The 21,939-nt window shown below is 62.8% G+C and carries 23 protein-coding genes; 12 read left to right on the forward strand and 11 right to left on the reverse strand.

What is annotated here, in order from left to right; translation table 11 throughout:
- Window positions 1–4: 4 nt before the first annotated feature.
- Together FJ548_RS15575 and FJ548_RS15580 are read right to left on the reverse strand one after the other, a co-directional pair.
- Window positions 5–1,369, reverse strand: coding sequence for an Nramp family divalent metal transporter (locus FJ548_RS15575; protein ID WP_140613337.1), 1,365 nt, complete (start codon window positions 1,367–1,369; stop codon window positions 5–7).
- A gap of 160 nt (window positions 1,370–1,529) precedes the next feature.
- Window positions 1,530–3,053, reverse strand: coding sequence for an FAD-dependent monooxygenase (locus FJ548_RS15580; RefSeq protein ID WP_140778317.1), 1,524 nt, complete (start codon window positions 3,051–3,053; stop codon window positions 1,530–1,532).
- Window positions 3,054–3,310: 257 nt separating this feature from the next.
- Here FJ548_RS15580 and mntR (FJ548_RS15585) point away from each other — a divergent pair, with 257 nt between their 5' ends.
- Window positions 3,311–3,787: a manganese-binding transcriptional regulator MntR gene (gene mntR / locus FJ548_RS15585; RefSeq protein ID WP_246678677.1), complete on the forward strand. Its 477-nt coding sequence runs from the start codon at window positions 3,311–3,313 to the stop codon at window positions 3,785–3,787.
- Between the two features lie 53 nt (window positions 3,788–3,840).
- On the opposite strand, the gene FJ548_RS15590 is transcribed toward mntR (FJ548_RS15585), so the two are convergent.
- Genes FJ548_RS15590 through FJ548_RS15615 form a run of 6 tightly spaced genes read right to left on the reverse strand, consistent with a single transcriptional unit; the run spans window position 3,841 to window position 11,222 of the window.
- Entirely contained in the window at window positions 3,841–4,374 is a 534-nt protein-coding gene (locus tag FJ548_RS15590) for a sarcosine oxidase subunit gamma (RefSeq protein ID WP_246678678.1), read from the reverse strand.
- Window positions 4,367–7,315, reverse strand: coding sequence for a sarcosine oxidase subunit alpha family protein (locus tag FJ548_RS15595; protein WP_140778318.1), 2,949 nt, complete (start codon window positions 7,313–7,315; stop codon window positions 4,367–4,369). The genes FJ548_RS15590 and FJ548_RS15595 overlap by 8 nt, the downstream gene beginning before the upstream one ends.
- Before the next feature lie 4 nt (window positions 7,316–7,319).
- Window positions 7,320–7,577, reverse strand: coding sequence for a sarcosine oxidase subunit delta (locus FJ548_RS15600; protein WP_140692350.1), 258 nt, complete (start codon window positions 7,575–7,577; stop codon window positions 7,320–7,322).
- Between the two features lie 11 nt (window positions 7,578–7,588).
- The gene (locus tag FJ548_RS15605) at window positions 7,589–8,845 is read right to left on the reverse strand and encodes a sarcosine oxidase subunit beta family protein (RefSeq protein WP_140611633.1); all 1,257 of its coding nucleotides are present in this window, start codon (window positions 8,843–8,845) and stop codon (window positions 7,589–7,591) included.
- A 9-nt stretch (window positions 8,846–8,854) separates the two neighbouring features.
- A complete protein-coding gene (locus FJ548_RS15610; RefSeq protein WP_140763504.1) occupies window positions 8,855–10,003 on the reverse strand; it encodes a Xaa-Pro peptidase family protein in 1,149 nt (382 codons plus the stop codon).
- Between the two features lie 37 nt (window positions 10,004–10,040).
- Window positions 10,041–11,222 (reverse strand): M24 family metallopeptidase, encoded by a 1,182-nt coding sequence (locus FJ548_RS15615; protein WP_140611637.1) that lies wholly within the window; start codon window positions 11,220–11,222, stop codon window positions 10,041–10,043.
- 255 nt (window positions 11,223–11,477) lie between these two features.
- Here FJ548_RS15615 and ehuB point away from each other — a divergent pair, with 255 nt between their 5' ends.
- The 11 genes from ehuB to FJ548_RS30450 all read left to right on the forward strand — a co-directional run bounded on the left by ehuB (window position 11,478) and on the right by FJ548_RS30450 (window position 19,846).
- Complete coding sequence (gene ehuB / locus FJ548_RS15620; protein ID WP_226890382.1) at window positions 11,478–12,341, forward strand: ectoine/hydroxyectoine ABC transporter substrate-binding protein EhuB; 864 nt, start codon at window positions 11,478–11,480, stop codon at window positions 12,339–12,341.
- Window positions 12,342–12,398: 57 nt separating this feature from the next.
- Entirely contained in the window at window positions 12,399–13,127 is a 729-nt protein-coding gene (ehuC, locus tag FJ548_RS15625; protein WP_140778319.1) for an ectoine/hydroxyectoine ABC transporter permease subunit EhuC, read from the forward strand.
- Complete coding sequence (gene ehuD, locus FJ548_RS15630) at window positions 13,124–13,783, forward strand: ectoine/hydroxyectoine ABC transporter permease subunit EhuD (RefSeq protein ID WP_140692361.1); 660 nt, start codon at window positions 13,124–13,126, stop codon at window positions 13,781–13,783. Before ehuC ends, ehuD begins: the two co-directional genes overlap by 4 nt.
- Window positions 13,780–14,559, forward strand: coding sequence for an ectoine/hydroxyectoine ABC transporter ATP-binding protein EhuA (ehuA, locus tag FJ548_RS15635; RefSeq protein WP_140778320.1), 780 nt, complete (start codon window positions 13,780–13,782; stop codon window positions 14,557–14,559). Before ehuD ends, ehuA begins: the two co-directional genes overlap by 4 nt.
- Window positions 14,556–15,305 (forward strand): GntR family transcriptional regulator, encoded by a 750-nt coding sequence (locus FJ548_RS15640; RefSeq protein ID WP_140611647.1) that lies wholly within the window; start codon window positions 14,556–14,558, stop codon window positions 15,303–15,305. Before ehuA ends, FJ548_RS15640 begins: the two co-directional genes overlap by 4 nt.
- Before the next feature lie 361 nt (window positions 15,306–15,666).
- Entirely contained in the window at window positions 15,667–16,116 is a 450-nt protein-coding gene (mntR, locus tag FJ548_RS15645; RefSeq protein ID WP_140692366.1) for a manganese-binding transcriptional regulator MntR, read from the forward strand.
- A 104-nt stretch (window positions 16,117–16,220) separates the two neighbouring features.
- Window positions 16,221–16,409 carry a hypothetical protein gene (locus tag FJ548_RS15650; protein WP_140611651.1) on the forward strand — a complete coding sequence of 63 codons (189 nt, stop codon included), beginning with the start codon at window positions 16,221–16,223 and terminating at the stop codon, window positions 16,407–16,409.
- A 130-nt stretch (window positions 16,410–16,539) separates the two neighbouring features.
- On the forward strand, window positions 16,540–17,007 hold the full coding sequence (locus FJ548_RS15655) for a hypothetical protein (RefSeq protein ID WP_140778321.1): 468 nt from the start codon (window positions 16,540–16,542) through the stop codon (window positions 17,005–17,007).
- A gap of 165 nt (window positions 17,008–17,172) precedes the next feature.
- Window positions 17,173–18,111: a neutral zinc metallopeptidase gene (locus FJ548_RS15660; protein ID WP_140611655.1), complete on the forward strand. Its 939-nt coding sequence runs from the start codon at window positions 17,173–17,175 to the stop codon at window positions 18,109–18,111.
- Between the two features lie 154 nt (window positions 18,112–18,265).
- Complete coding sequence (locus tag FJ548_RS15665; RefSeq protein ID WP_140778322.1) at window positions 18,266–19,531, forward strand: TCR/Tet family MFS transporter; 1,266 nt, start codon at window positions 18,266–18,268, stop codon at window positions 19,529–19,531.
- 3 nt (window positions 19,532–19,534) lie between these two features.
- Window positions 19,535–19,846 carry a hypothetical protein gene (locus FJ548_RS30450; protein WP_246678679.1) on the forward strand — a complete coding sequence of 104 codons (312 nt, stop codon included), beginning with the start codon at window positions 19,535–19,537 and terminating at the stop codon, window positions 19,844–19,846.
- A 9-nt stretch (window positions 19,847–19,855) separates the two neighbouring features.
- On the opposite strand, the gene FJ548_RS15675 is transcribed toward FJ548_RS30450, so the two are convergent.
- The 3 genes from FJ548_RS15675 to carA all read right to left on the reverse strand — a co-directional run bounded on the left by FJ548_RS15675 (window position 19,856) and on the right by carA (window position 21,803).
- Window positions 19,856–20,239: a helix-turn-helix transcriptional regulator gene (locus FJ548_RS15675; protein ID WP_140611659.1), complete on the reverse strand. Its 384-nt coding sequence runs from the start codon at window positions 20,237–20,239 to the stop codon at window positions 19,856–19,858.
- An 11-nt stretch (window positions 20,240–20,250) separates the two neighbouring features.
- Window positions 20,251–20,502 carry a plasmid stabilization protein gene (locus FJ548_RS15680; RefSeq protein ID WP_140778323.1) on the reverse strand — a complete coding sequence of 84 codons (252 nt, stop codon included), beginning with the start codon at window positions 20,500–20,502 and terminating at the stop codon, window positions 20,251–20,253.
- A gap of 95 nt (window positions 20,503–20,597) precedes the next feature.
- The gene (carA, locus tag FJ548_RS15685) at window positions 20,598–21,803 is read right to left on the reverse strand and encodes a glutamine-hydrolyzing carbamoyl-phosphate synthase small subunit (protein ID WP_140778324.1); all 1,206 of its coding nucleotides are present in this window, start codon (window positions 21,801–21,803) and stop codon (window positions 20,598–20,600) included.
- Window positions 21,804–21,939 lie beyond the last annotated feature (136 nt).

The following is a 21,939-nucleotide window of genomic DNA, read 5'->3' on the forward strand; positions in this document are numbered from 1 at the left end:
GACTTCAGCCCATCCCGAATATCGTGTCGTAGAGCAGCTTGAAATTGAGCACCAGGATGATGGCCGCGACCACCCAGGCCAACGCGGCGACCGCGCGCGGAATGGCAAGACTGCCCATCTTCCTCCGGTCGGAGACGAACTGCACCAGCGGGATGACCGCGAAAGGCAACTGCATCGACAGGATCACCTGGCTGAACACCAGCAACTGGCCGGTGCCCTTCTCGCCGTAGAGCGCGGTGACGGCCACGACCGGGACGATGGCGATGCCGCGCGTCAAAAGCCGGCGCGCCCAGTTGGGGATGCGCAGGCGCAGGAAACCTTCCATGACGATCTGGCCGGCAAGTGTCGCCGTCACCGTCGAGTTCAGGCCCGAGGCAAGCAGCGCGACGGCAAACAGGATCGAGGCGATGCCGAGGCCCAGCAAAGGCGACAAGAGCTCGAAGGCCTGACCGATCTCGGCGACATCCTGGTGGCCGGTGCCGTGGAACGCTACCGCCGACACGATCAGGATGGCGGCGTTGACGAACAGCGCCAGCATCAGGGCGATGGTCGAATCCGCCGTTGCCCATTTGACGGCATCGCGTTTGCCGGCGTCGGTGCGTTCATAGGCGCGGGTCTGCACGATCGAGGAGTGCAAATAGAGATTGTGCGGCATGACGGTGGCGCCGATGATGCCGATGGCGATGTAGAGCATCGCCGGGTTGGTGACGATTTCCGAGGACGGCACGAACATCGAATGCAGGATCGTGCCGGCCGGCGGGGCGGCAACGAAAATCTGAATGGCAAAGCAGCTGAAGATGATGATCAAAAGCGCGACGACGAAGGCTTCGAGATAGCGAAAGCCCTTGTTCATCAACAGCAGCACCAGGAAGGCGTCAAGCGCGGTGAGCACGGCGCCGCCGATCAGCGGAATGCCGAACAAGAGCTGCAGCGCGATCGCCGTGCCGATCACCTCGGCCAGATCACAGGCGATGATGGCGAGTTCGCAGGCGATCCACAGCACGAAATTGACCGGGCGCGGATAATAGGCACGGCAGGCCTGGGCGAGGTCGCGGCCGGTGGCGATGCCAAGCCGGGCTGCCAGCGCCTGCAGCAGGATCGCCATCAGGTTGGACAGCATGATGATGAACAGGAGCGTGTAGCCGAACTGGGCGCCGCCGGCGAGGTCGGTCGCCCAATTGCCGGGATCCATGTAGCCGACCGAGACCATGTAGCCGGGACCCATGAAAGCGAACAGGCGGCGGAACCAGGCGCCGGAACTCGGCACCGCGATGGAGGAATTGACCTCACGCAGGCTGGGCTGGTCGTCCTCTTCGGGCCCGGCTACCCGCCATGCGGATCGGGAGGCTGTGGCTTCGGCTTCAGACATGAAAGAGGGCTTTCCGCGAGACTTGTCGATCTCCCTTAAGCTATGTCACGGCTCAACATTATGCAATATGCTATATTTCATTGTCGGTGCTTTTTGTCCGGCATTTTGCCGGAGGTGGCGAACAGGCAATCGGACTCGATATCCGGGTCGAGCAATTGCCCTAGATTCCGATGGAAAAGCCTCTATCGCTGCAATAACGCTCGAGCGTATCGACCGAAGCCTGGGGATCGGCTAGCGCCACATAGGTGTCGGGCCGCAGGAGATAGAGCGCATCACGGGCCAGGCCTGCTGCTTCATAAGCAGGCCGCCAGTCGAAGACGTTCAGCGGAACCCGATGGCGTTCGCACCAGGACCTCACATCGCCATTGGCGACGCCGTAGATATGGACCTGCCATTGCGGGGCGGCGAGCGACGTAAAATTGTCCAATCCCCCGACCGGCGCCCATGGCAGCCGGTCGCCGCCGCGGACCTCGCCCGCGGAGCCCTCGCTGACGGGGCTGTCGCGGTAGTTGAGGGTGATTTGCGAAACGGTCCGGAAGATGAATTCGCGAACCCGGTCTATGCCGAGGACCCTGGGTACGACAATCGGCGCGATCCGCGTGCGTACGAGGTCGGCGATGTGCCCGTCGGCAGTGACGAAGGTGAAGATGAAGTCGGTGGTGGCAACGAGGCGTCTGGCGAATGCAATGCGCTCGATCTCATAGCTGTCGAGCAGGGCATCGGGCGCCCGTGCCGCGAGCACGCAAGACAGTTTCCAGGCAACGTTGATCGCGTCCCCGATCCCGGTGTTCATTCCTTGTCCGCCGACCGGACTGTGGATATGCGCCGCGTCACCCAGCAGGAATGCGCGGCCCTTGCGGAACTGCCCGGCGACGCGGTGGTGAACATGGTAGGTCGAGAACCAGTTCACCTTTTCGATCTTGATCTTCAGGTTTTCGATCGCCTTGCTGCTGACGTCGTCGAATGTCAGCGTGTCGGCATGATCCGCGCGTTCGTCGCGGACCGTGCCGATCAGCCGAGCGCGGCGCGTGTCCGCCAGCGGAAAGATCGCCAGGAAGTCGGCCTCGTCGAGATCGACATGCAATTCGCCATTGATCGCTTCACCGGATGCCTCGACATCGGCGACGTAAAAAAGTTCACGATAGGTGCCGCCGGAAAAACCGGCCGATATCGTCTCGCGCACCAGGGAACGTGCGCCGTCACAACCCGCCAGATAGCTGAATTCGACGGTCTCCTCGCCATGCTCGCCACGCAGGCGGGCGACAATGTGGTCGCCATGGTCGGTGAAATCATGCAATTCGGTCCGCCGCTCGACGGTGACGCCCAATTGTCCGAGCCGTTCGACCAGAAGGCGTTCGTGCTCGTCCTGCGGAAAGATCTGCAAAAAGGGATAGGGCGACAGATCCTCGCCGATCGCCGCGAACGGCACGCGCGCCTTCGCTTTACCGCGCACCCACAAATTGGCGGCGCGCACCTTGTGGCCGCGCGCGGTCACGGCATCGGCCAGATCGAGTTGACGGTAGAGTTCGAGCGTGTGCGCGGCAACGGCCAAGGCGCGCGAGGTCGTGCCGGGCTCGGCGGTCCTGTCGATGATGCGGACGCCGACACCCAGCCTGGTGAGCCAAAGCGCCAGCACCAGGCCAGTTGGGCCGGCGCCTACGATCAGAACGTCACTGCGGGTCATGGCTTTCTCCCCTGGCGGCGATTGCAGTCGGGCGGTTTCAGCTCAGCAACACCCAAATATGGCCCCAGGAGTCACGGACAATGGCACTGGATCGGTTTCTGCCGTCCCATCGAGGGCATGGGCTGGCGGAGGAACGTCGTCCCGACGCGCAACGACCTGCTTGCCGATCGGCGAACATGCCTCCAAATAAACGGCCTGAAGAATCAAAGCCCGTGCTATAAAAACAGGGACGGCAAAACTCCCAGGAGGAGCGCGCATTGGCGCTGAAGAACAAACCGGTCCCGCGTGAGCCATTGCCTGACGCCGACGTCCACTCGGAAGGGTTCCGGCAGACGCGCGAAGCGCGCCGCAGCGCACTTGTCGAGGACTATGTCGAACTGATCGCCGACCTGATCGAGGACGGCAACGAGGCGCGCCAAGTCGACATTGCGGCTAGGCTCGGCGTCGCCCAGCCGACAGTGGCCAAGATGCTGACCAGGTTGTGCGCCGACGGGCTGGTGTCGAGAAAACCCTATCGCGGTGTGTTCCTGACCGAGGCCGGCCGCAAGGTTGCCGAGGAGAGCCGCATCCGTCACCAGACGGTGGAAGCCTTCCTGCGCTCGCTCGGCGTCAGCGCCGAGACGGCGCGCATCGATGCCGAGGGCATCGAGCACCATGTCAGCGCCGGAGGCTCCGGATGGCTTTGTTGGTGGGTTTTGCGGTCGACAGCCGCTGTCGAGCGATCCTCGACGTGATTACTTCCAAATCCCCGGTTGGAAAGGGTTCCATCTTGTCGGCCAGCGGTCAGTCAATTTCGCGCTTTAGTTCCAGGCGAAGAACGGCTTTCGGCGATCCAGTCCGCAAGGCTGCGCGCAAAGCTTCGCGGCACGATCATGTCGCAGCCGGTCTCGCTCGTGCGCAGGACGAGCACCGGTACGTGATGGAGGGCCGTTTGCAATGCGCGGCCTGGCGCTGAGCCTGCCGAGCGCCAGTCGACTGCGATGCAGTTGGAGAGGATTTCCAGGACGCCCGCGCCGCTCAAGCTGAAGCGCACGCGTCCCTCGCCGAGGGAGAGCGAACAGCCCAGCTCGGGATCGATCGCGGGTTGCGGCGGTTTTGCATCCGCCTCCGTGATCAGCCACAGACGGCGGGGAGAGACCCGGACGATGAGCGTGTCGGCACAACGGGCAGTCTCGCCGACGGAGACGGGCAGGGCGGTGCCCAGTAATTGCGAAACACTCAACTCAAACCGGGCCAGCATCCCGTCCCAGCCCTCGATCTGAACGATCGGGCAATCTGACGTCGACAGATTGAAATCTTTCAATGCCAGAGCCTCAACCATGCAGCCGCTCTCCTTTCGGATCCAGAAAGACGGGCGAGACGATGCGGGCGCGAACGGTTTCAGCCTTCATCGGATAGGTGGCGAGGACTTCGCTTCCCTCGACCGCGACATCGCCTGCCAGCAGGGCAAGGCCGACATAACGGCCGTGCTCCGGGCTGAACGTGACTGAGGTTATCCGGCCGCGTCCATGCCCTGCAACGGTATCGTCGGGCATGAACAATATCGCGCCGCCACGCAGGCGCTTGCCTTCCTCAGTGCATTCCAGTCCGACAAGTCGCTGGCGGTTGGGCGCCTGAAAGGCCGGACGCCGCCGCAAGACATCACCAACGAATCCGGTGCGCTTTCCGATCATGCGGCCAAGGCCGAGATCGTCGAGCGCGGTACGGCCATCGATCTCGGGTCCGGCGACATGGCCCTTTTCGACCCGCAGCGCCCCGAGCGCTTCGATCCCGTAGGGTCTCAGGCCGAAGGGCGCGGCGGCCTCAAGCAAATGGTGCCAGACCTTCCCGCCGGCAGTTGCGCCGACATAGATCTCGTAGGCGCGCTCGCCGGAATAGCTGAGCCTCATGATGCGCAATGCCCGGCCGTCAAACTCCGCTTCGGCAAGGCCCATATGCGGCAGCGCATCGTTCGAGACGTCGATCTCCGGAAAGGCGGCGGCAAGGATATCGCGGCTCCTCGGTCCGGCGACCGACATCGCTGCCCATTCGTCGCTGACGGAGGTGACGGAGGTGCGCAGGTCCGGCCACGCGGTGTCGAGCAGGAATTCCAGCCGCGACAGGACATCGGCCGCCTTGGCGGTCGAGGTGGTCATGAAGAAGCGGTTTTCCGAGAGCCGCGTGGTCGTGCCGTCGTCGAAGACGATGCCGTCATCGCGCAGCATGACGCCGTAGCGGGCGCGGCCGACCGGCAGCTTGGCAAAGCCGTTGGCATAGACCCGGTCGAGGAAAATGGCCGCGTCTGGGCCTTGCACGTCGACCTTGCCGAGGGTGGAAATATCCATCAGACCCGCGGCGCCGCGCACCATGCGCATCTCGGCGACATAGGCCTCATTCACGTCGCGGCCGGCGGCGCGATAGAAATACGGACGCATCCACAGCCCCACCTCGAGCATCTCTGCGCCATTCGCCATATGCCAGTCGTGCATCGGCGTGCGGCGAACCGGCTTGAAATGGTGACCAACGGCGCGGCCGGCGAGCGCGCCGATAGCGATCGGCGCGTAGGGCGGACGAAAGGTCGTTGTTCCGGTTTGCGGGATCGTCGCCTGGCGCAACGCCGCCATGGCCGACAGCGCGGCGAAATTGCTGGTCTTGCCCTGGTCGGTCCCCATACCGAGCGTGGTGTAGCGCTTCAGGTGCTCGACCGATTCATAACCCTCGCGATACGCCAGTTCGATGTCCTTGCTGGTCACATCCATCTGGAAATCGACAAAGGCCTTTCCGCGGCCGACGAAGGGGATTGCACGGAACGCGTTGGCCGCGGCTTCGCCGAGATCGAGCCTCGCAGGGGCCGGTGCGGCTCGAGATTTTCCGCAGAAGGCCGCAGCTTTGATGCCGGCACGGTGGCCGCCGTCGGTGCCATCGGCGGTCGAGAAGCAGCCAATCATCGCGCCCGCGCCAAAGTGGCCTGCCGGAAAGGCGCCGGGGATGAAGCCGTCCATGTCGTCGCGATAGATAGGCTTGACCCCGAGATGCGAGGTGAGATGCACGGTCGGTGACCAGCCGCCGGACACGCAGACGAGGTCGCACGCAATCTCCGAATTGCCGCGCGGCCCGGCAAGCTTCGCGGCCTTGACCTCATGGCCGCCACGCAGGTCGGCGATTTGGGTCCCGGCCCGGATCGCTATGTTCAGGCGCCTGGCTTCCTCCGCCAGATCGGCAGGTGAGGCGCTGCGCTGATCCGCGATGGTCACTTGCGCACCGGCGGCGGCGAGATCGATGGCGGTGAGATAGGCGCCGTCATTCGCGGCAGCGACCAGGATATTCTTGCCCGGCAGGACGGCGAAGCGATTGAGGTAGATCCGGGCGGCCGATGCCAGCATGACACCCGGCCGGTCATTGTTGGAGAAGACCAGCGGCCGCTCGATGGCACCGGTGGCAAAGACGACTGCGCGGGCGCGAAGCATGGTGAAGACCTGCCGCGGAGCGCCTTGCGCGGTCGGATCATCGTTTCGTTCGATCAGCGCCAGGGTGTTGCCGTCATAGGCGCCGAACGCCATCGTCTTGCGCAGCACCGTGACGTTGGACAGGCCTGCCAGTTCGGTCTCGACCGCCTTCAGCCACGCTGCCGCCTCGCCATCGGAACGCTCCGAAAGAAGCTGGCCGCCGAGCAGGAAATCCTGCTCGATCAGCGCAACGCTTGCGCCTGCGTATGCCGCGGCGCGAGCCGCCGAGAGGCCGGCAGGGCCGCCGCCGACAATGGCAATATCGGCAAATGCGTGACGCACCTCGTAGCGATCGGGATCGGGCTCCGTGCCGGCCCGGCCCAGGCCTGCCGCCCGGCGGATAAAATGCTCATAGAACATCCAGGCGCGCCGCGTCGGTCCCATGAAGGTCTTGTAGTAGAAGCCGGCCGAAAGGAACGGCGCAAACAGCCCGTTGATGCTCTGCAGGTCGAACGCAAGTGACGGCCAGCGGTTCTGGCTTTCGGCAGACATGCCTTCCGCCAGTTCGAGCGTGGTGGCCGGCAGGTTCGGTTCGCGCCGTCCCCCACTCCCGAGGGTGACCAGAGCGTTCGGTTCTTCGGGGCCGGCCGAGAAGATGCCGCGCGGTCGGTGATATTTGAAGCTACGTCCGGTGAGTGTGATCCCGTTGGCCAGCAAAGCCGAAGCCAGCGTGTCGCCTTGGTAGCCGTTCAGCGTGCGGCCATCGAAGCTGAAGCCAATCGGTTGCGCACGATCGATGCGGCCGCCTGCTGGCAAACGTCTGTCATTCGAGTTCATGCTTCTATGTCCTGGCGAAACCGACGGAGAGGATGGAATGGTCGCTGGTGTCGCGCTCGACGACCAGCCATTGCCGGCAGCCGGTCACGTGCTGCCAGAACTCGCTGTGCTGCCCGGGCGGGTTTTTGCGCACATAAACATAGTGGTACCAGGCCTCCGGGTCCGGATCGTCATGCCGCGGACGCGTGACCGAAGCGTCGCCGCCATAGCGGAACTCATCATGGTCGCGCGGGCCGCAGCACGGACATTCGATGCGAAGCATTTCGCTGCTCCCTATTGCAGCCAGGCCGAGGGACCGGCACCGGCCTCGTCGAGTGTGTGGCCGGTGCGGAAACGGTCGAGCCCGTAAGCGGCGATCAGCGGATGCGGTTTGCCGGTCGCCAGCGTGTGTGCAAAACACCAGCCCGAAGCTGGTGTCGCCTTGAAGCCGCCATAGCACCAGCCGCCGTTGAGATAGAGCCCGTCGATCGGCGTCGGGCAGATGATCGGGCTGGCGTCGGGCGTCATGTCCATGACGCCGCCCCAATGGCGCAGCAGCCTGACGCGCGAGATGCAGGGCATCAGCGCGATCGCGGCCTCCGCCACCTCGCGCACGACGCCGAGATTGCCGCGCTGGGCATAGGAGTTGTAACCGTCGAGATTGCCGCCGAAGACAAGCCCGCCCTTGTCGGATTGGCTGACATAGAAATGATCGGCGCCATAGGCGACGACATGGTCGACCAGCGGCTTCAGCGGCTCGGTGACGAAAGCCTGGAGCACATGGCTTTCGATCGGCAATTCCAGGCCTGCCTTCCGTCCGAGCACCGACGTATGACCGGCAACGGCGAGGCCGACCATGCCGGCGCCGATCCGGCCCTTGCTCGTCTCGACGCCGATGATCCTGTCGCCATCGCGGACAAAACCGGTTACTTCGCAGTTCTGGATGATGTCGACGCCATGACCATCGGCGGCGCGCGCATAACCCCAGGCGACGGCATCGTGGCGGGCGGTGCCGGCGCGACCCTGCAGGATGGCGCCATATATCGGAAATCGCGCCGTGTCGGAGAAATCGAGATAGGGCACCAGCCGCCGCACTGCATCGCGGTCGAGTATGTCGGCATCGATGCCGTTCAGCCGCATGATGTTGGCGCGATGACTGAAAGTGTCGAGCTGGTCCGCGGAATGGGCGGTGACGATCTGGCCGCGCTGCGAAAACATGACGTTGAAATTCAGCGCCTGCGACAGGCCTTCCCACAGCTTGACCGAGAATTCGTAGAATTGGGTGTTGCCGTCGAGCAGGTAGTTGGAGCGGATGACGGTGGTGTTGCGGCCGACATTGCCGCCGCCGACATAGCCCTTCTCCAGCACGGCGACATTGCGGATGGCGTGGTTCTCGGCGAGATAGAAGGCCGTGGCCAGCCCATGTCCGCCACCGCCGACGATGATCACGTCGTAAGCCGGCTTCGGCTCCGCCGCGCGCCAGGCGCGCTGCCAGTTCTTCTGGCCGGAGAGGCCATTGCGGAAAATCGAGAACGCAGAATAGCGCGACATGTTCATGGTCTAGCGAACGATCGAACCGGCCGGGGTGCGCGTCAGCACTTCAGCGCCTGCGTCGGTCAGCAGCACCGTGTTTGACATGAAATGGTCGCCGCGGCCGGTGCCCATCAGCCAGGACAGGATGTGAAAGCTCATGCCAGTCTCGATTTCGAGATCGGAATCGTGCCTGAGGCCGGTCACCGAATTGCCGCCGGTCCAGGATGGCGGCTGGCCAATGCCGACCAGATACCCGCAATGATGGCGACGATAGTGCGAGAGACCGGCTTCGTCGGCGACGTCTTGCCAGGCGGCATAGACGTCGCGCGCTCTGACGCCAGGTCTGAGCGCCTTGACGACGGCATCGAATGCCTTGGCCGTCACCTCGGCCATCGCCGCGTCTTGATCCTTGGTGCTGCCAATACGGATCAGCCGGCCAAGCGGCGCATGATAGCGCGAGACGCAGCCGGAGAGTTCGACGAAGACAGGCTCGCCGGTGCGGTAGATGCCGTCGCCCCAGGTCGTGTGTTCTTCCCCGAGCCTGGCGGCCGGACGAATGAACGGGCCGAAGCCCGGCGCGTGGCCCCCGGCGCGGATCATCGCCGCCACGCATTGGGCGGCGACCTCCTGCTCGGCGGCGCCGGCGGAGATTGCCGCGATGGCCGCACCTGCAGCAGCGTCCGTAACCTTGGCGGCGCGGCGCATCAGCACCTGTTCCTCGGCACTCTTCACCAGCCGCATCCTGTCGACGAGCCCGGAAACGTCGCTCCACCTGGCGTCGGCCCGCGCCTCGAGCCTCAAGGCGAGGCCATGGCTCAGACCCGCCGTCCAGTTTTCGAGGCCGATCTGTTTGCCTGCCAGGCCAAGCTCAAAAATGAGGCGCGCGGCCAGATCGGCAGCGGTTTCGCTGTCGGAATGACCGCGGAAATCCGCCGCCTTCACCTGGTTCTCTATCGTCACCTTTTCCATTGACCGGGTGACCAGAACCGGTCGACCGTCGAGTGGGACAATCAAGAGGTGTGGCGCGAAATAGCCCCAATGGTCGAGGCCGGTGAGGTAGAAGATATTCTCAGGCGAAGCGAAGATAGCGGCATCAAGCCCGCGTTCTGCCAGCGCCGTGGACACCTTCGACAGGCGGCCGGCGATTTCGGCTTCGGAAAAGGGATTGCGGTCCATTGGGTATCCTTGAAGTTACCGGCTCTTGGGCTGGTGGTCAGTCAATGACGATGAGATCGCGGGTCACGTCGCACAGCCGTTCGCCGCCGCCTTCGGTAACGACGAAGGATTCGGAAATGGCGACGCCGAAATCGTCGAGCCATACGCCGGCCATGAAGTGGAAGCACATACCGGGCTGCAGTTCGGTCTTGTCGCCAGGCCTCAGGCTTGCGGTGCGTTCGCCCCAATCCGGCGGATAGGCGAGGCCGACAGGATAGCCGACGCGGCTTTCCTTCTTCAGCCCGTTTCTGCGCAGCACCGCCTGCCAGGCGGCCTCGACCTCTTCGGCAGTGTTGCCGGGCCGTGCCAGATCGAGGCCCGCATCGACCCCTTCGACGATCGCCTTTGCCATATCGGAGAGGGCGGTCGGCGGCTTGCCGAAATGCACCGTCCGGGTTAGCGCCGCGTGATAGCGCCGTCGCACACCGGCGATCTCGATGATGGCCAGCCCGCTGTCCGGAAGAGGCGCGTCCGACCAGGTCAGATGCGGTGTGCTCGTGCCTTCGCCTACCGGCATCAGCGGGCAGATTGCTGCGTAGTCGCCGCCGACGCCTGGCAGGCCCATGATCTGGGCATGATAGATTTCCGCGATCACTTGGTTCTGCGGCACGCCCGGTCGCATCTTTTCGACCGCGCGGTTCATGGCATTGTCGCAGATCGCGCCGGCTTCACGGATCAGCACCAGTTCGGCCTCCGATTTTACCAGCCGCGCCCAGTTGACGAGGTCGTGATTGTTGCCGAAACGCGCCGCGGGCAGGCCGCCGACAAGATGGGCATGACAGCGCGCCGTGTAGTAGTGCGCGTCCATCTCGACGCCGATGCGCGCCTGTTCCCATCCGCGTGCCCGGATCAGGCTGGCGAGTTCGTCATACGGATGCTCGATAGGCTGCTGTACCAGCCGCTCGGAGAACGCGACGATGTTTTCTTCGGGCAGGCCGGTGGTCAAGCGGGCGCTCCTGGCGTCCTGCGCCCTGCCGAACCAGATCGGCAGATTTTCCTCCAGGTGGACGAGCACGCATTGCGGCACGTAGAAGGACCATCCGTCGTAGCCAGTAAGCCAGCACATGTTTGCGGGATCCTGGCAGACGATGAGATCGAAGCCGGCCTTCTCCATGCGCCGCTTCACGCCCGTCAGGCGCTGCGCGTATTCCGTCTTCGTGAAATTGGCTGACCTGCTCAAAACTTGTCCCCGTGACCATCGTGATCGATTGCAAGTCCGCCGCTACATTTCGAGGCAGATACCTCTAATTGTGCACAACTAGCAATCAATCCAGCCACACATTCGGGCTGACATCGGTGATTTTCCAGATTCGTACAGGGTGTCTTGCGATATGTCCAGATGAGTTGTATACGTCTTACATGTTCGATGTGACGATGGAGAAACGTCCTTCGAGCCAGTAAGCTCATCCAAAAAAGAAAAGGGGAATGCATGCTCATGTCACAGATATCTCGCCGCACGGCCATGAAGACGGCTGCCTGCCTTGCGCTCGTCGCGACTATGTTCACGGCGCTTCCGGCTCAGGCCGAAACGACCCTCGAACGCGCCAAGAAGGACGGCTACATCCGCGTCGGTTTCGCCAATGAGGCGCCGTTCGGGTTCGCAACGCCTGACGGCAAATTGACCGGCGAAGCGCCCGAGGTCGCCAAGGCTGTGCTCGCCAAGATGGGCATTTCGCAGGTGGACGGCGTGCTGACCGAATTCGGGTCGCTCATACCTGGCCTGAAGGCTGGGAGATTTGACATCATCGCTGCCGGCATGTTCATCAATCCAAAGCGTTGCGCGGAGATCAATTTCTCCGAACCGTCCTATGGTATCGGTCAGGCCATGCTGGTGGCGAAGGGCAACCCGAAGGGCATAAAGGATTATTCGAGCGTCAAGGACAATCCCGATCTCAAGCTTGCGGTGATGGCGGGCGCGGTCGAGGGTGGATACGCCAAGGATGCAGGTGTCGCGCCAGGGCAGATCGTCGCTTTGCCTGACCAGTCCAGTCTCGTTGCCGCCGTCCAGGCAGGGCGCGCCGACGCCGCCGCGCTTACCGCATTGTCGATCGCCGATATGGCCAAGAAGGCCGATGGCGTCGAATCGACCAAGCCCTTCGGCGAAGTTGCCGGCAAGTCGGTGAAGGGGCACGGCGGCTTCGGCTTCCGCAAGGAGGACACCGATCTCCAGGAAGCGTTCAATGCCGAACTGAAGAAATTCATCGGCTCACCGGAGCACATTGCGCTGGTCGAACCACTCGGCTTCGGTAAGGATTATCTGCCGAACAAGACCACCGCGCAGCTCTGCAAGGGCGAATAAGTTCCCAACTGCTGGGCGGCGTGAAAGCGCCGCCCCTTTTTTTGCTCGGAGAAGCAGATGGGAATCCGCACGCTCGTTGCCATGCTGGTTGTCTCGCTGGCCATGATCGCCGTGCTTGCAACGCAGGCAACATACAGGCTGTTCCTGCCGGGGCTGTTGCAGGGCGCCGTCCTGACAATGGAGATCGCCATCCTGGGCAGCCTGCTGGCGGTCATCATGGGCGTGCTCGCCGCCTTGGCACGTATGTATGGCCCGGCGCCGCTTAGATGGCTGGCGACGGTCTATGTCGAGATCTTTCGCGGCACCTCGGCGCTGGTGCAATTGTTCTGGCTATTTTTTGTGCTGCCGCAATTCGGCGTCACGCTAGACGCATTTCTCGTTGCCGTGCTGGCGCTCGGCCTGAATGTCGGGGCTTACGGATCCGAATGCGTGCGGGGGGCCATCCAGTCAGTCGCGCGCGGCCAGTGGGAAGCGGGAACTGCGCTCAACATGAGCCGCGCGCAGATGCTGCGACGGATCATCCTGCCGCAGGCCTTCATCGCCATGATCCCGCCTTGGGGCAATCTGTTCATCGAGTTGCTGAAGTCGACCGCGCTGGTCTCGCTGATCACCCTGTCGGACCTTGCCTTTAAGGCGCAGCAGATGAACCAGAACACGTTCAAGACCATTCCAATCTTCACGCTGGTGCTGCTGATGTATCTCGCCATGTCGCTCACCGTTTCCATCGGCATGCGGCTGCTCGAAAAGCGGGCCTCGCTCGGCTTGGCGCGAGGGAAGGCAGCATGATCTGGGATTGGAGTTTTGCCCTAGAGATCCTGCCGGTGCTGGCGCGCGCCGCGGTCATCTCGATAGAGGCGACGCTGCTCGGTTTCGCCATCGCGGCCTCGCTCGGCCTGGTCCTGGCGGTGATCCGCATCGCCGTGCCGTGGACCGGTTGGACGATCTCGGTGCTGGTCGAGCTGATCCGCTCGACGCCATTGCTCATCCAGATATTCTTCCTCTATTTCGTCTTTCCGAAATTCGGCCTTGTGCTCGACGCGTTCACGGCTGGTGTCATGGCGATTGGTATTCACTATGCCGCCTACTGCTCGGAGGTCTATCGCGCCGGCTTCGACAACATCCATCGTGGTCAATGGGAAGCCTCGATCGCGCTGAATCTCTCGTCCTGGACGACCTTTCGCGACATCATTATCCCGCAGGCCATTCCGCCGATCGTGCCGGCGCTCGGCAACTATCTCGTCGCGCTGTTCAAGGAAACGCCGCTGCTTTCGGCTATCGCCGTGCTGGAACTCATGCAGACAGCCAAGATCATCGGCTCCGAGACTTTCCGCTACACCGAGCCGATTACCCTGGTCGGCCTGTTCTTCCTTGCGATGAGCCTGGTTTCTGCCGCGCTTATTCGTGCCCTCGAACGCCTGCTCAACCGGAGGAACACGCGATGACGGAACAACCGATGGTCCGCTTCGACAATGTTTCCAAACGCTACGGCGCGTTGACCGTTCTCGACGGCTTGAACCTCGAAATCGCGCGCGGCGAGAAGGTCTCCGTCATTGGCCCGTCCGGTTCGGGCAAGACCACCGTGCTGCGCATGCTGATGACGCTGGAGACGATCAATGATGGTGCCATCTGGGTCGAAGGCGAGCCGCTGACGCACATGCAGCAGGGCGGAACGCTTGTGCCTGCCAACCTTGCTCACATCCGTCGCATCCGGGCAAAGATCGGTATGGTCTTCCAGTCCTTCAATCTGTTCCCCCACATGACGGCGATGGCAAATTGCATCGAGGCGCCGATAACCGTGCTTGGCATGAAAAGGACGGATGCCGAGGCGCGGGCGGCCGAGCTTCTCGACATGGTTGGGCTGTCGCAGAAGAAGGATCATTACCCTTCCCAGCTTTCCGGTGGCCAGCAACAGCGCGTCGCCATCGCCAGGGCGTTGGCGATGCGACCCAAGATAATGCTGTTCGACGAGGTGACCTCGGCGCTTGATCCGGAACTTGTCGGCGAAGTGCTGCAAGTGATAAGGCAAATCGGCCGCGAGCATGATTTGACGATGCTCATGGTCACGCACCAGATGGGCTTCGCCAAGGAATTTTCCGATCGCGTCTGCTTCTTCTACCAAGGCAAGATATGCGAGCAGGGACCGCCAGGCGAGCTGTTCGGTGCCCCTAAGAACGAGCGGACGCGGCAATTCCTGCATGCTGTCCTGGAGGCTGGATGACACTGGAGACGGATGCCTCGGTCACCACGGCGATCCTGGAGGCGCCGCGGCCGCTTTCGGCGCGGGAACGGTTCGAGCGTATCTACCGGATCCTGCGAGACCGCATCTGCCTGCTCGACTACCCGCCGGGAAGCCGGCTCTCCGAGGAAGAACTCGCCCAGGAATTCCAGATCAGCCGCACGCCGGTCCGTCGCGTGCTGGCACGTCTTGAGTCCGAAGGTCTGGTTCAATCCGTGCACGGCGTCGGCACCATAGTCACCGATGTCGACATCGAGGAACTGCAGCAGGTCTATCACTTGCGCCTCGAATTGGCGCTTCTGGTCGGCAAGCTTTCGCCGATCCCGCGGACGGCGGCCGACCTGGATCGAATCCGGACGCTCATCGCGCGCTGTGATTCCGACATGCTCAATCCGGATCAGCGGGCTTTCCTGCAGCTGAACATGGACTTCTTTTCTGAACTGACCGCCATGACCGGGAACCAGCCATTGCGCGAGATCAGCGAGAGACTTTATTTCCAGGTGGCGCGTGTCGTCCTGAAGATGATGCCTCAACTAGGACTTGTGGAAGAGTTCACGGCGTTTCGACGTGAGATGGAGGAAGTCCTGGCCGCAGCGGAGATCGGCGACTGGGAGTCGATCGGGCACATCAGGCGCGCGCATATCTCAATGAGCTTCAGACGCATGATGCGGCATGGGGATCATGCCAAGGACACGAACAGCGATCGCTTGGTACGGCAAGAAGAATAGTTTCTTTGCCCGAAGTTGGAAACGCTATTGGCGGATATCGTTGAAGGTGGCCAGCACCAGGCCGGTTGGGCCGGCGCCTACGATCAGAACGTCACTGCGGGTCATGGCTTTCTCCCTGGCGGCGATTGCAGTCGGGCGGTTTCAGCTCAGCAACACCCAAATATGGCCCCAGGAGTGACGGACAATGGCACTGGATCGGTTTCTGCCGTCCCATCGAGGGCATAGGCTGGCGGAGGAACGTCGTCCCGACGCGCAACGACCTGCTTGCCGATCGGCGAACATGCCTCCAAATAAACGGCCTGAAGAATCAAAGCCCGTGCTATAAAAGCAGAGACGGCAAAACTCCCAGGAGGAGCGCGCATTGGCGCTGAAGAACAAACCGGTCCCGCGTGAGCCATTGCCTGACGCCGACGTCCACTCGGAAGGGTTCCGGCAGACGCGCGAAGCGCGCCGCAGCGCACTTGTCGAGGACTATGTCGAACTGATCGCCGACCTGATCGAGGACGGCAACGAGGCGCGCCAAGTCGACATTGCGGCTAGGCTCGGCGTCGCCCAGCCGACAGTGGCCAAGATGCTGACCAGGTTGTGCGCCGACGGGCTGGTGTCGAGAAAACCCTATCGCGGTGTGTTCCTGACCGAGGCCGGCCGCAAGGTTGCCGAGGAGAGCCGCATCCGTCACCAGACGGTGGAAGCCTTCCTGCGCTCGCTCGGCGTCAGCGCCGAGACGGCGCGCATCGATGCCGAGGGCATCGAGCACCATGTCAGCGCCGAGACGCTGGAGGCGTTTCGCAAGGCGATGACGGTGGGCTGAGCCTGGTGGGGCGACTTCCTCGGACGGACCAGCGGGCGGGAACCGCCTGACCACACCGCACGTTGCTTCCGAGATCGCGCGATTGTCGCGCCAGGGAGAAGACGATGGGCGTCGAACAAGCACCGACCGCGAAGGGCAAGCAGGCGGCGAAGGGATTGAAGCAGGCTGCGGCCAGAGATGAGCGCAAGACGGAAGCCGAGACAGGCCACCCCTTGAAGAAGGGAGCGGAGCGGTTCGAGGAACGTTCGAAAAGCTCCGACGGCAAGAGCGCCGGCGCCAAGCAAAAAGACTGAGCACTCTGCTGTTACGGCTATACCGGCCGCGCGGGTGGAGACCAAGTGGCTTATGATGGCTGGGTAGCGCCATCTGGACAGCGAGTCCTAGGAGTCGCATCCTCTTCTTGGGAGAAGGGGAAGGCTTGCAATGACCAGCAAAGTCAGGGCTATCCCAGTTTACACTGCCAAGGATTATCCTCGTATCCGCCAGCTTGCCGGCGCCGATGACATGCCGGCGACTTGGGAAGAGTGGCATACGGGTTTTGAAGCTTCCAAGGCGGAGAGACTCCACCGACGCGACTTCACCCATGCCAAAGTCCTCGTCAGGCCTGGCAAATTCAAAGCGTGGCTAGACGAAAACTCATTTTCGGCCACGGAGCATACGAGACAGCTCTACGCTCAGGAGCGCCTGGACTCAAAACGGGCAAGGGAGGAAGGGCGCCGCGAGTTGGAGCAAATGCTAATCGTCTCACAACGGCAACTGCTATCCTATTATCGGCCGCCATCGCCACGCGTGGTGCACCACGAGCCCTTCCCCAAAGGCCCGATCGGCTTGATCTATGCGGCCATAGGCGGCTTGTCTCTCGCGTGGCTGGCTCATCGTTGGCTTGGTTGAACATAGTCCCGCATGCGATCTCGTGAAGCGCCGGCTAGTTTGCAGATTTCAAACTGATGCACTACCGAAAAATGCTGTGACTTGGCGCAACCATTGGGATAATTGTTTGTTGGGTTGGGCCGGCCATACCGGAACAACGCGAAGTTCGCAGTGCGAGGAGTTGCCATGCTCTGGAGGGGTCGTCGTCAGAGTGACAATGTCGAGGACGACCGCGGCGACAGCGGCTCCGGCGGCGGGCTTGACGGCGGCGGCCCCGGCCAGTTCCGCATCCCCATCGGCGGCGGCGCGGGCGGTGGCGGCATGTCGCTCTCGGGCCTCATCATCTTCGCGGTTGTCGCGCTCATTGCCTGGGGTGTTTTCGGCATCAATCCCCTGCAACTCCTGAACGGGGACGGCGGCGCGCTGCTGCCGGGCGGCGGTGGCCAGATATCGGACAACAGCGGCGGCAACGGCGCCGCGCCCGCCAATGACGAGATGAAGCAGTTCGTGGCGACCGTCTTGGCCGAGACCGAAGACACCTGGACCGGCATTTTCAAGTCGCAAGGCCTGACCTATGAGGATCCCAAGCTGGTGCTGTTTTCCAGCCAAATCCGCTCGGCCTGCGGCTTCGCTTCCTCGGCGGCTGGTCCGTTCTACTGCCCCGGCGACCACAAGGTCTATCTCGACATGACCTTCTTCCAGCAGCTCGACCAGCAGTTCGGCGCCTCCGGTGAATTCGCCCGCGCCTATGTGATCGCGCATGAGGTCGGCCACCATGTGCAGAACCTCACCGGCATCATGTCCAAGTTCAACCAGATGCGGCAGGGCATGAGCGAAGCCGATGCCAACCAGCTGTCGGTGCGTATCGAGCTGCAGGCCGACTGCTTCGCCGGCGTGTGGGCCCACTACACCGCGCAGAAGGGCATTCTGGAACCGGGCGATTTCGAAAGCGCGCTGAATGCCGCCAAGCAGATCGGCGACGACACGCTGCAGAAGAAGATGCAGGGTTATGTCGTGCCGGAAAGCTTCAATCATGGCACCTCCCAGCAGCGGCAGACCTGGCTGGCGCGCGGTTACAAAAACGGCAAACTGTCGGACTGCAACACGATGAGCGGCCCGCTCTGAGCACTGATTCCACGGCGATACAATGACGGAAATGACGCCGTCAGGGAGTGTCAGGATCAAAGCTTCCTGCCTGTTCCCTCATTGTTCCTTTCGGCGGGCTCGCCTATAAGGTGCGTCCGCCCCGCCCAGGGCGATCAGAGGAGCTTGACCCGTCATGATCGACCCCAAAACCGCCAAGCGGGGCCTTGCGCTCGTTTTCACCACGCTGCTGCTCGACATTATCGGCTTCGGTATCATCATGCCGGTGCTGCCGGCCTATCTGCAGGAACTGTCCGGCGTCAGCATCAGCGGCGCGGCGATCGAGGGCGGCTGGCTGTTCTTCGTCTATGCCGCCATGCAGTTCTTCTTCGCGCCCATCATGGGCGGTCTGAGCGACCGGTTCGGCCGCAGGCCGATCCTGCTCGCCTCGGTGCTGACCTTCTCCATCGACAATCTGATCTGCGCGGTCGCCTGGTCCTTTCCGATGCTGTTCATCGGCCGCGTGCTGGCCGGCATTTCAGGCGCCAGCTATTCGACGACGTCGGCCTTCATCGCCGACATCTCCAACGATGAGAACCGGGCCAAGAATTTCGGCCTGCTCGGCATCGCCTTCGGCGTCGGCTTCGTCATCGGACCGGTGCTGGGCGGGCTGCTCGGCACGTTCGGGCCGCGCGTGCCGTTCTATTTCGCCGCCGGACTCGCCTTCGTCAATTTCCTGATCGCGATGTTCTTCCTGCCGGAAACGCTCGATGAAAGGCACCGCCGCCGCTTCGAGTGGAGGCGCGCCAACCCGGTCGGCACGCTGCTGCAGATGCGCCAATATCAGGGCATCGGCTGGATCGGGCTCGTCTTCTTCCTGATGACGCTCGGCCACATGATGTATCCGGCCGTCTGGTCGTTCGTCTCAAATTATCGTTATGGCTGGAGTGAGCAACAGATCGGCTTCTCGCTTGGCGCTTTCGGCTTGTGCGGTGCCATCATCATGGGCACCGTCCTTCCGCGCGTGATCGCGAGGCTTGGCGAGTGGAAGACAGCAGTGATCGGCCTGACCTTCACGGCGGCCAGCGCCTTCGGCTATGCCTTCGCCACGCAGGGCTGGATGATCTATGCGGTGATCGTAGCCGGTTGCCTGGAGGCCTTGGCCGATCCGCCGCTCAGGAGCCTCGCCGCCGCCAAGGTGCCACCTTCGGCGCAAGGCGAACTGCAGGGCGCGATGACCTCGATCTTCTCGATCACCTCAATCATAACGCCGCTGCTTTACACGGCCATCTTCTCCTGGTTCACCGGGCCCAGCGCACCCGTGACTTTCGGTGGCGCGCCCTATCTGGTCGGAGCGTGCTTCCTGGTGCTGGCGCTCATCGTCTTCGTCACCAAGGTGGCGAGGCCGGCAGCGGCCAGGACCGTTACGACCGACGTCGCCGAAGACGGAGCGCAGGTATGAGCCATGACAGCCGCATCGCTGACCAAGGTTGGAGTGTCGCTGTCGCGGCTGGTCTTCGGCGCCTGGCGCCTGCTCGATGGCTGCGCCCGCCCGGATGCCGATCAAGTCGCCCGGCTGATTGGCACCGCATCGATGCCGGCGATCTCGCCACCGTCGCCATCGCTTGGCTGCTGTTCTCCGGCCCGGCTGGTTCCGGTACTCGGTCCAATGAAGCGGGAAGGGTTGGCCGCCATGGTCAAGGCGCTGGCAATCAGCCTCGACCGCCAGCAATGGTTTGCCATACTGGAGGCGAGTGAAGGCCGGCCGGTGGCGTGAGGTCGGAAATCAGGATTCAAGCCATTCGCCAGGGACATCCAACGCCTTTGCCAGCATCGCCGTGGTTTGCGCAGACGGTTTGCGGCGATTGGATTCGATATCCGACAGGAAGCCCTGACTGACACCGATGGCATTCGCCAACTCGGCTTGTGTCAGCTTGCGCCAATTGCGGAGCGCCTTGAGGCGGCCGGAGCCTCGCAAAATATCCATGGTCACATCGGCGGGCAGGGCTTTTTCCGTTTTGAGATCAGCTTTCCGTTCGTCGTAGATGGCGACATCCGCTGCGTCTTCGAGGGCTTCTTCGGCGGCATGCAGCAAGGCCTCGTAGTCAGCCTTCGGGATAACGACCAGTTCTTCGCCGGTTGAAGTCTTTATGATTTGCGGGGCGTTCATGGCATTCTGTCCTATGGCCGGCTGTAAGTCGTCGTTTCACGCTTGCCGATGTAGACTGCAAGGATCGTGATGCGATCTTCATCGAATATGACGCGGTAGCGGCCAATCCACAGCCTGTAACCGCCCCTGCCGGAAAGACGCTTTACATCTCCACGGCCGCTGACTGCGTTGGCGATCAAACCTTCGGAGACCTGCTCGCGGACGTCAGCGGGCAGGTTGTCGAGATCGCGAGCCGCCGATACCGAAAGGATAATCGTCTTCACAACAGCGGTATCGCAGATTTATCGTTTTGTATTAAGCGATATTATCGCTTGTTGGTATTAAGCGATATTATCGCTTGTTGCCGATCCAGGAAAGATCAGGCCCGCTCGGCCAGCAACTCCTCGCCGCGCTTTTCGCGGATCAGGTTGACGAAGCGGCGGAACAGATAGTGGGAATCCTGCGGGCCGGGCGAGGCTTCGGGATGATGCTGGACAGAGAACACCGGGCGGCCGGTGAGCGCGATGCCGCAGTTCGAGCCGTCGAACAGCGAGACGTGGGTTTCCTCGACGCCTGATGGCAGCGAGTCCGCGTCGACGGCGAAGCCGTGGTTCATCGAGACGATCTCGACCTTGCCGGTGGTGTGGTCCTTGACCGGATGATTGGCGCCATGATGGCCCTGGTGCATCTTGGCGGTCTTGCCGCCCAGCGCCAGTGCCAGCATCTGATGGCCGAGACAGATGCCGAACACCGGAATGTCGGTCTTGAGCAAGTCCTGGATGACCGGCACGGCATAGTCGCCGGTGGCTTCCGGGTCGCCGGGACCGTTGGAGAGGAAGATGCCATCCGGCTGCATGGCCAGGATTTCTTCCGAACCAGTCTTGGCCGGAACCACCGTGACCTTGGCGCCGAGACCCGCGAGCAGGCGCAATATGTTGCGCTTGACGCCATAGTCGATGGCAACGACATGCATTGTCGGCGCGTCCTGCTCGGCAAAACCCTCGTTCCACACCCAAGGCGTCTCGCGCCAGACCGAGGACTGGCCCGAGGTGACCTCCTTGGCGAGATCGAGCCCGATCAGGCCCGACCATGCGGCGGCGCGCCGCTTCAGATCGTCGAGGTCGAAGACGCCGTCGGGCGCATGCGCGATAACGGCGTTGGGCATGCCCTTTTCGCGGATCAGCGCGGTGAGCGCCCTCGTGTCGATGCCCGACAGCGCGACGATGCCGCGCTTCTTCAGCCACTGGTCGAGATGGCCGGCGGCGCGGTAGTTGGACGGGTTGGTGACATCGGCCTTGAACACGGCGCCGACTGCGCCGGCGCGGGCGGCCGGATTGAGGTCCTCGATGTCCTCGCCATTGGTGCCGATATTGCCGATATGCGGGAAGGTGAAGGTGACGATCTGGCCGGCATAGGAGGGATCGGTGAGGATCTCCTCATAGCCGGTGAGCGCCGTGTTGAAGCAGACTTCGGCGACGGCGGAGCCGGTGGCGCCGAGACCGCGGCCCTCGATGACGGTGCCGTCGGCCAGCACCAGAAGGGCGGTCGGCTTTTCGGTGGCCCAGGCGGGCGTCATCTCGGCCATGTCGGCACTCCTATCAGGCTGCGCGCTTCCATAGGCCCAGCCGGCCATCCGCGCAGCAAATGGCGCGGAGCGGCGAATTCGCGGCCTCCACGCACCCAAGCTTCAGTTCATGCAAGGCCCAGTACATAGGGGAAGG

The sequence above is a fragment of the Mesorhizobium sp. B2-4-17 genome, assembly GCF_006441275.1.
Classification (GTDB): domain Bacteria; phylum Pseudomonadota; class Alphaproteobacteria; order Rhizobiales; family Rhizobiaceae; genus Mesorhizobium.

Excerpts from the sequence above, each read along its gene's own strand:
- FJ548_RS15575 (WP_140613337.1), bottom strand. The coding sequence starts at position 1,369 with ATGTCTGAAGCCGAAGCCACAGCCTCCCGATCCGCATGGCGGGTAGCC.
- FJ548_RS15580 (WP_140778317.1), bottom strand. The coding sequence starts at position 3,053 with ATGACCCGCAGTGACGTTCTGATCGTAGGCGCCGGCCCAACTGGCCTG.
- FJ548_RS15590 (WP_246678678.1), bottom strand. The coding sequence starts at position 4,374 with ATGGTTGAGGCTCTGGCATTGAAAGATTTCAATCTGTCGACGTCAGAT.
- FJ548_RS15595 (WP_140778318.1), bottom strand. The coding sequence starts at position 7,315 with ATGAACTCGAATGACAGACGTTTGCCAGCAGGCGGCCGCATCGATCGT.
- FJ548_RS15600 (WP_140692350.1), bottom strand. The coding sequence starts at position 7,577 with ATGCTTCGCATCGAATGTCCGTGCTGCGGCCCGCGCGACCATGATGAG.
- FJ548_RS15605 (WP_140611633.1), bottom strand. The coding sequence starts at position 8,845 with ATGTCGCGCTATTCTGCGTTCTCGATTTTCCGCAATGGCCTCTCCGGC.
- FJ548_RS15610 (WP_140763504.1), bottom strand. The coding sequence starts at position 10,003 with ATGGACCGCAATCCCTTTTCCGAAGCCGAAATCGCCGGCCGCCTGTCG.
- ehuB (WP_226890382.1), top strand. The coding sequence starts at position 11,478 with ATGTCACAGATATCTCGCCGCACGGCCATGAAGACGGCTGCCTGCCTT.
- ehuC (WP_140778319.1), top strand. The coding sequence starts at position 12,399 with ATGGGAATCCGCACGCTCGTTGCCATGCTGGTTGTCTCGCTGGCCATG.
- ehuD (WP_140692361.1), top strand. The coding sequence starts at position 13,124 with ATGATCTGGGATTGGAGTTTTGCCCTAGAGATCCTGCCGGTGCTGGCG.
- ehuA (WP_140778320.1), top strand. The coding sequence starts at position 13,780 with ATGACGGAACAACCGATGGTCCGCTTCGACAATGTTTCCAAACGCTAC.
- FJ548_RS15640 (WP_140611647.1), top strand. The coding sequence starts at position 14,556 with ATGACACTGGAGACGGATGCCTCGGTCACCACGGCGATCCTGGAGGCG.
- FJ548_RS15650 (WP_140611651.1), top strand. The coding sequence starts at position 16,221 with ATGGGCGTCGAACAAGCACCGACCGCGAAGGGCAAGCAGGCGGCGAAG.
- FJ548_RS15655 (WP_140778321.1), top strand. The coding sequence starts at position 16,540 with ATGACCAGCAAAGTCAGGGCTATCCCAGTTTACACTGCCAAGGATTAT.
- FJ548_RS15660 (WP_140611655.1), top strand. The coding sequence starts at position 17,173 with ATGCTCTGGAGGGGTCGTCGTCAGAGTGACAATGTCGAGGACGACCGC.
- FJ548_RS15665 (WP_140778322.1), top strand. The coding sequence starts at position 18,266 with ATGATCGACCCCAAAACCGCCAAGCGGGGCCTTGCGCTCGTTTTCACC.
- FJ548_RS30450 (WP_246678679.1), top strand. The coding sequence starts at position 19,535 with ATGACAGCCGCATCGCTGACCAAGGTTGGAGTGTCGCTGTCGCGGCTG.
- FJ548_RS15675 (WP_140611659.1), bottom strand. The coding sequence starts at position 20,239 with ATGAACGCCCCGCAAATCATAAAGACTTCAACCGGCGAAGAACTGGTC.
- carA (WP_140778324.1), bottom strand. The coding sequence starts at position 21,803 with ATGGCCGAGATGACGCCCGCCTGGGCCACCGAAAAGCCGACCGCCCTT.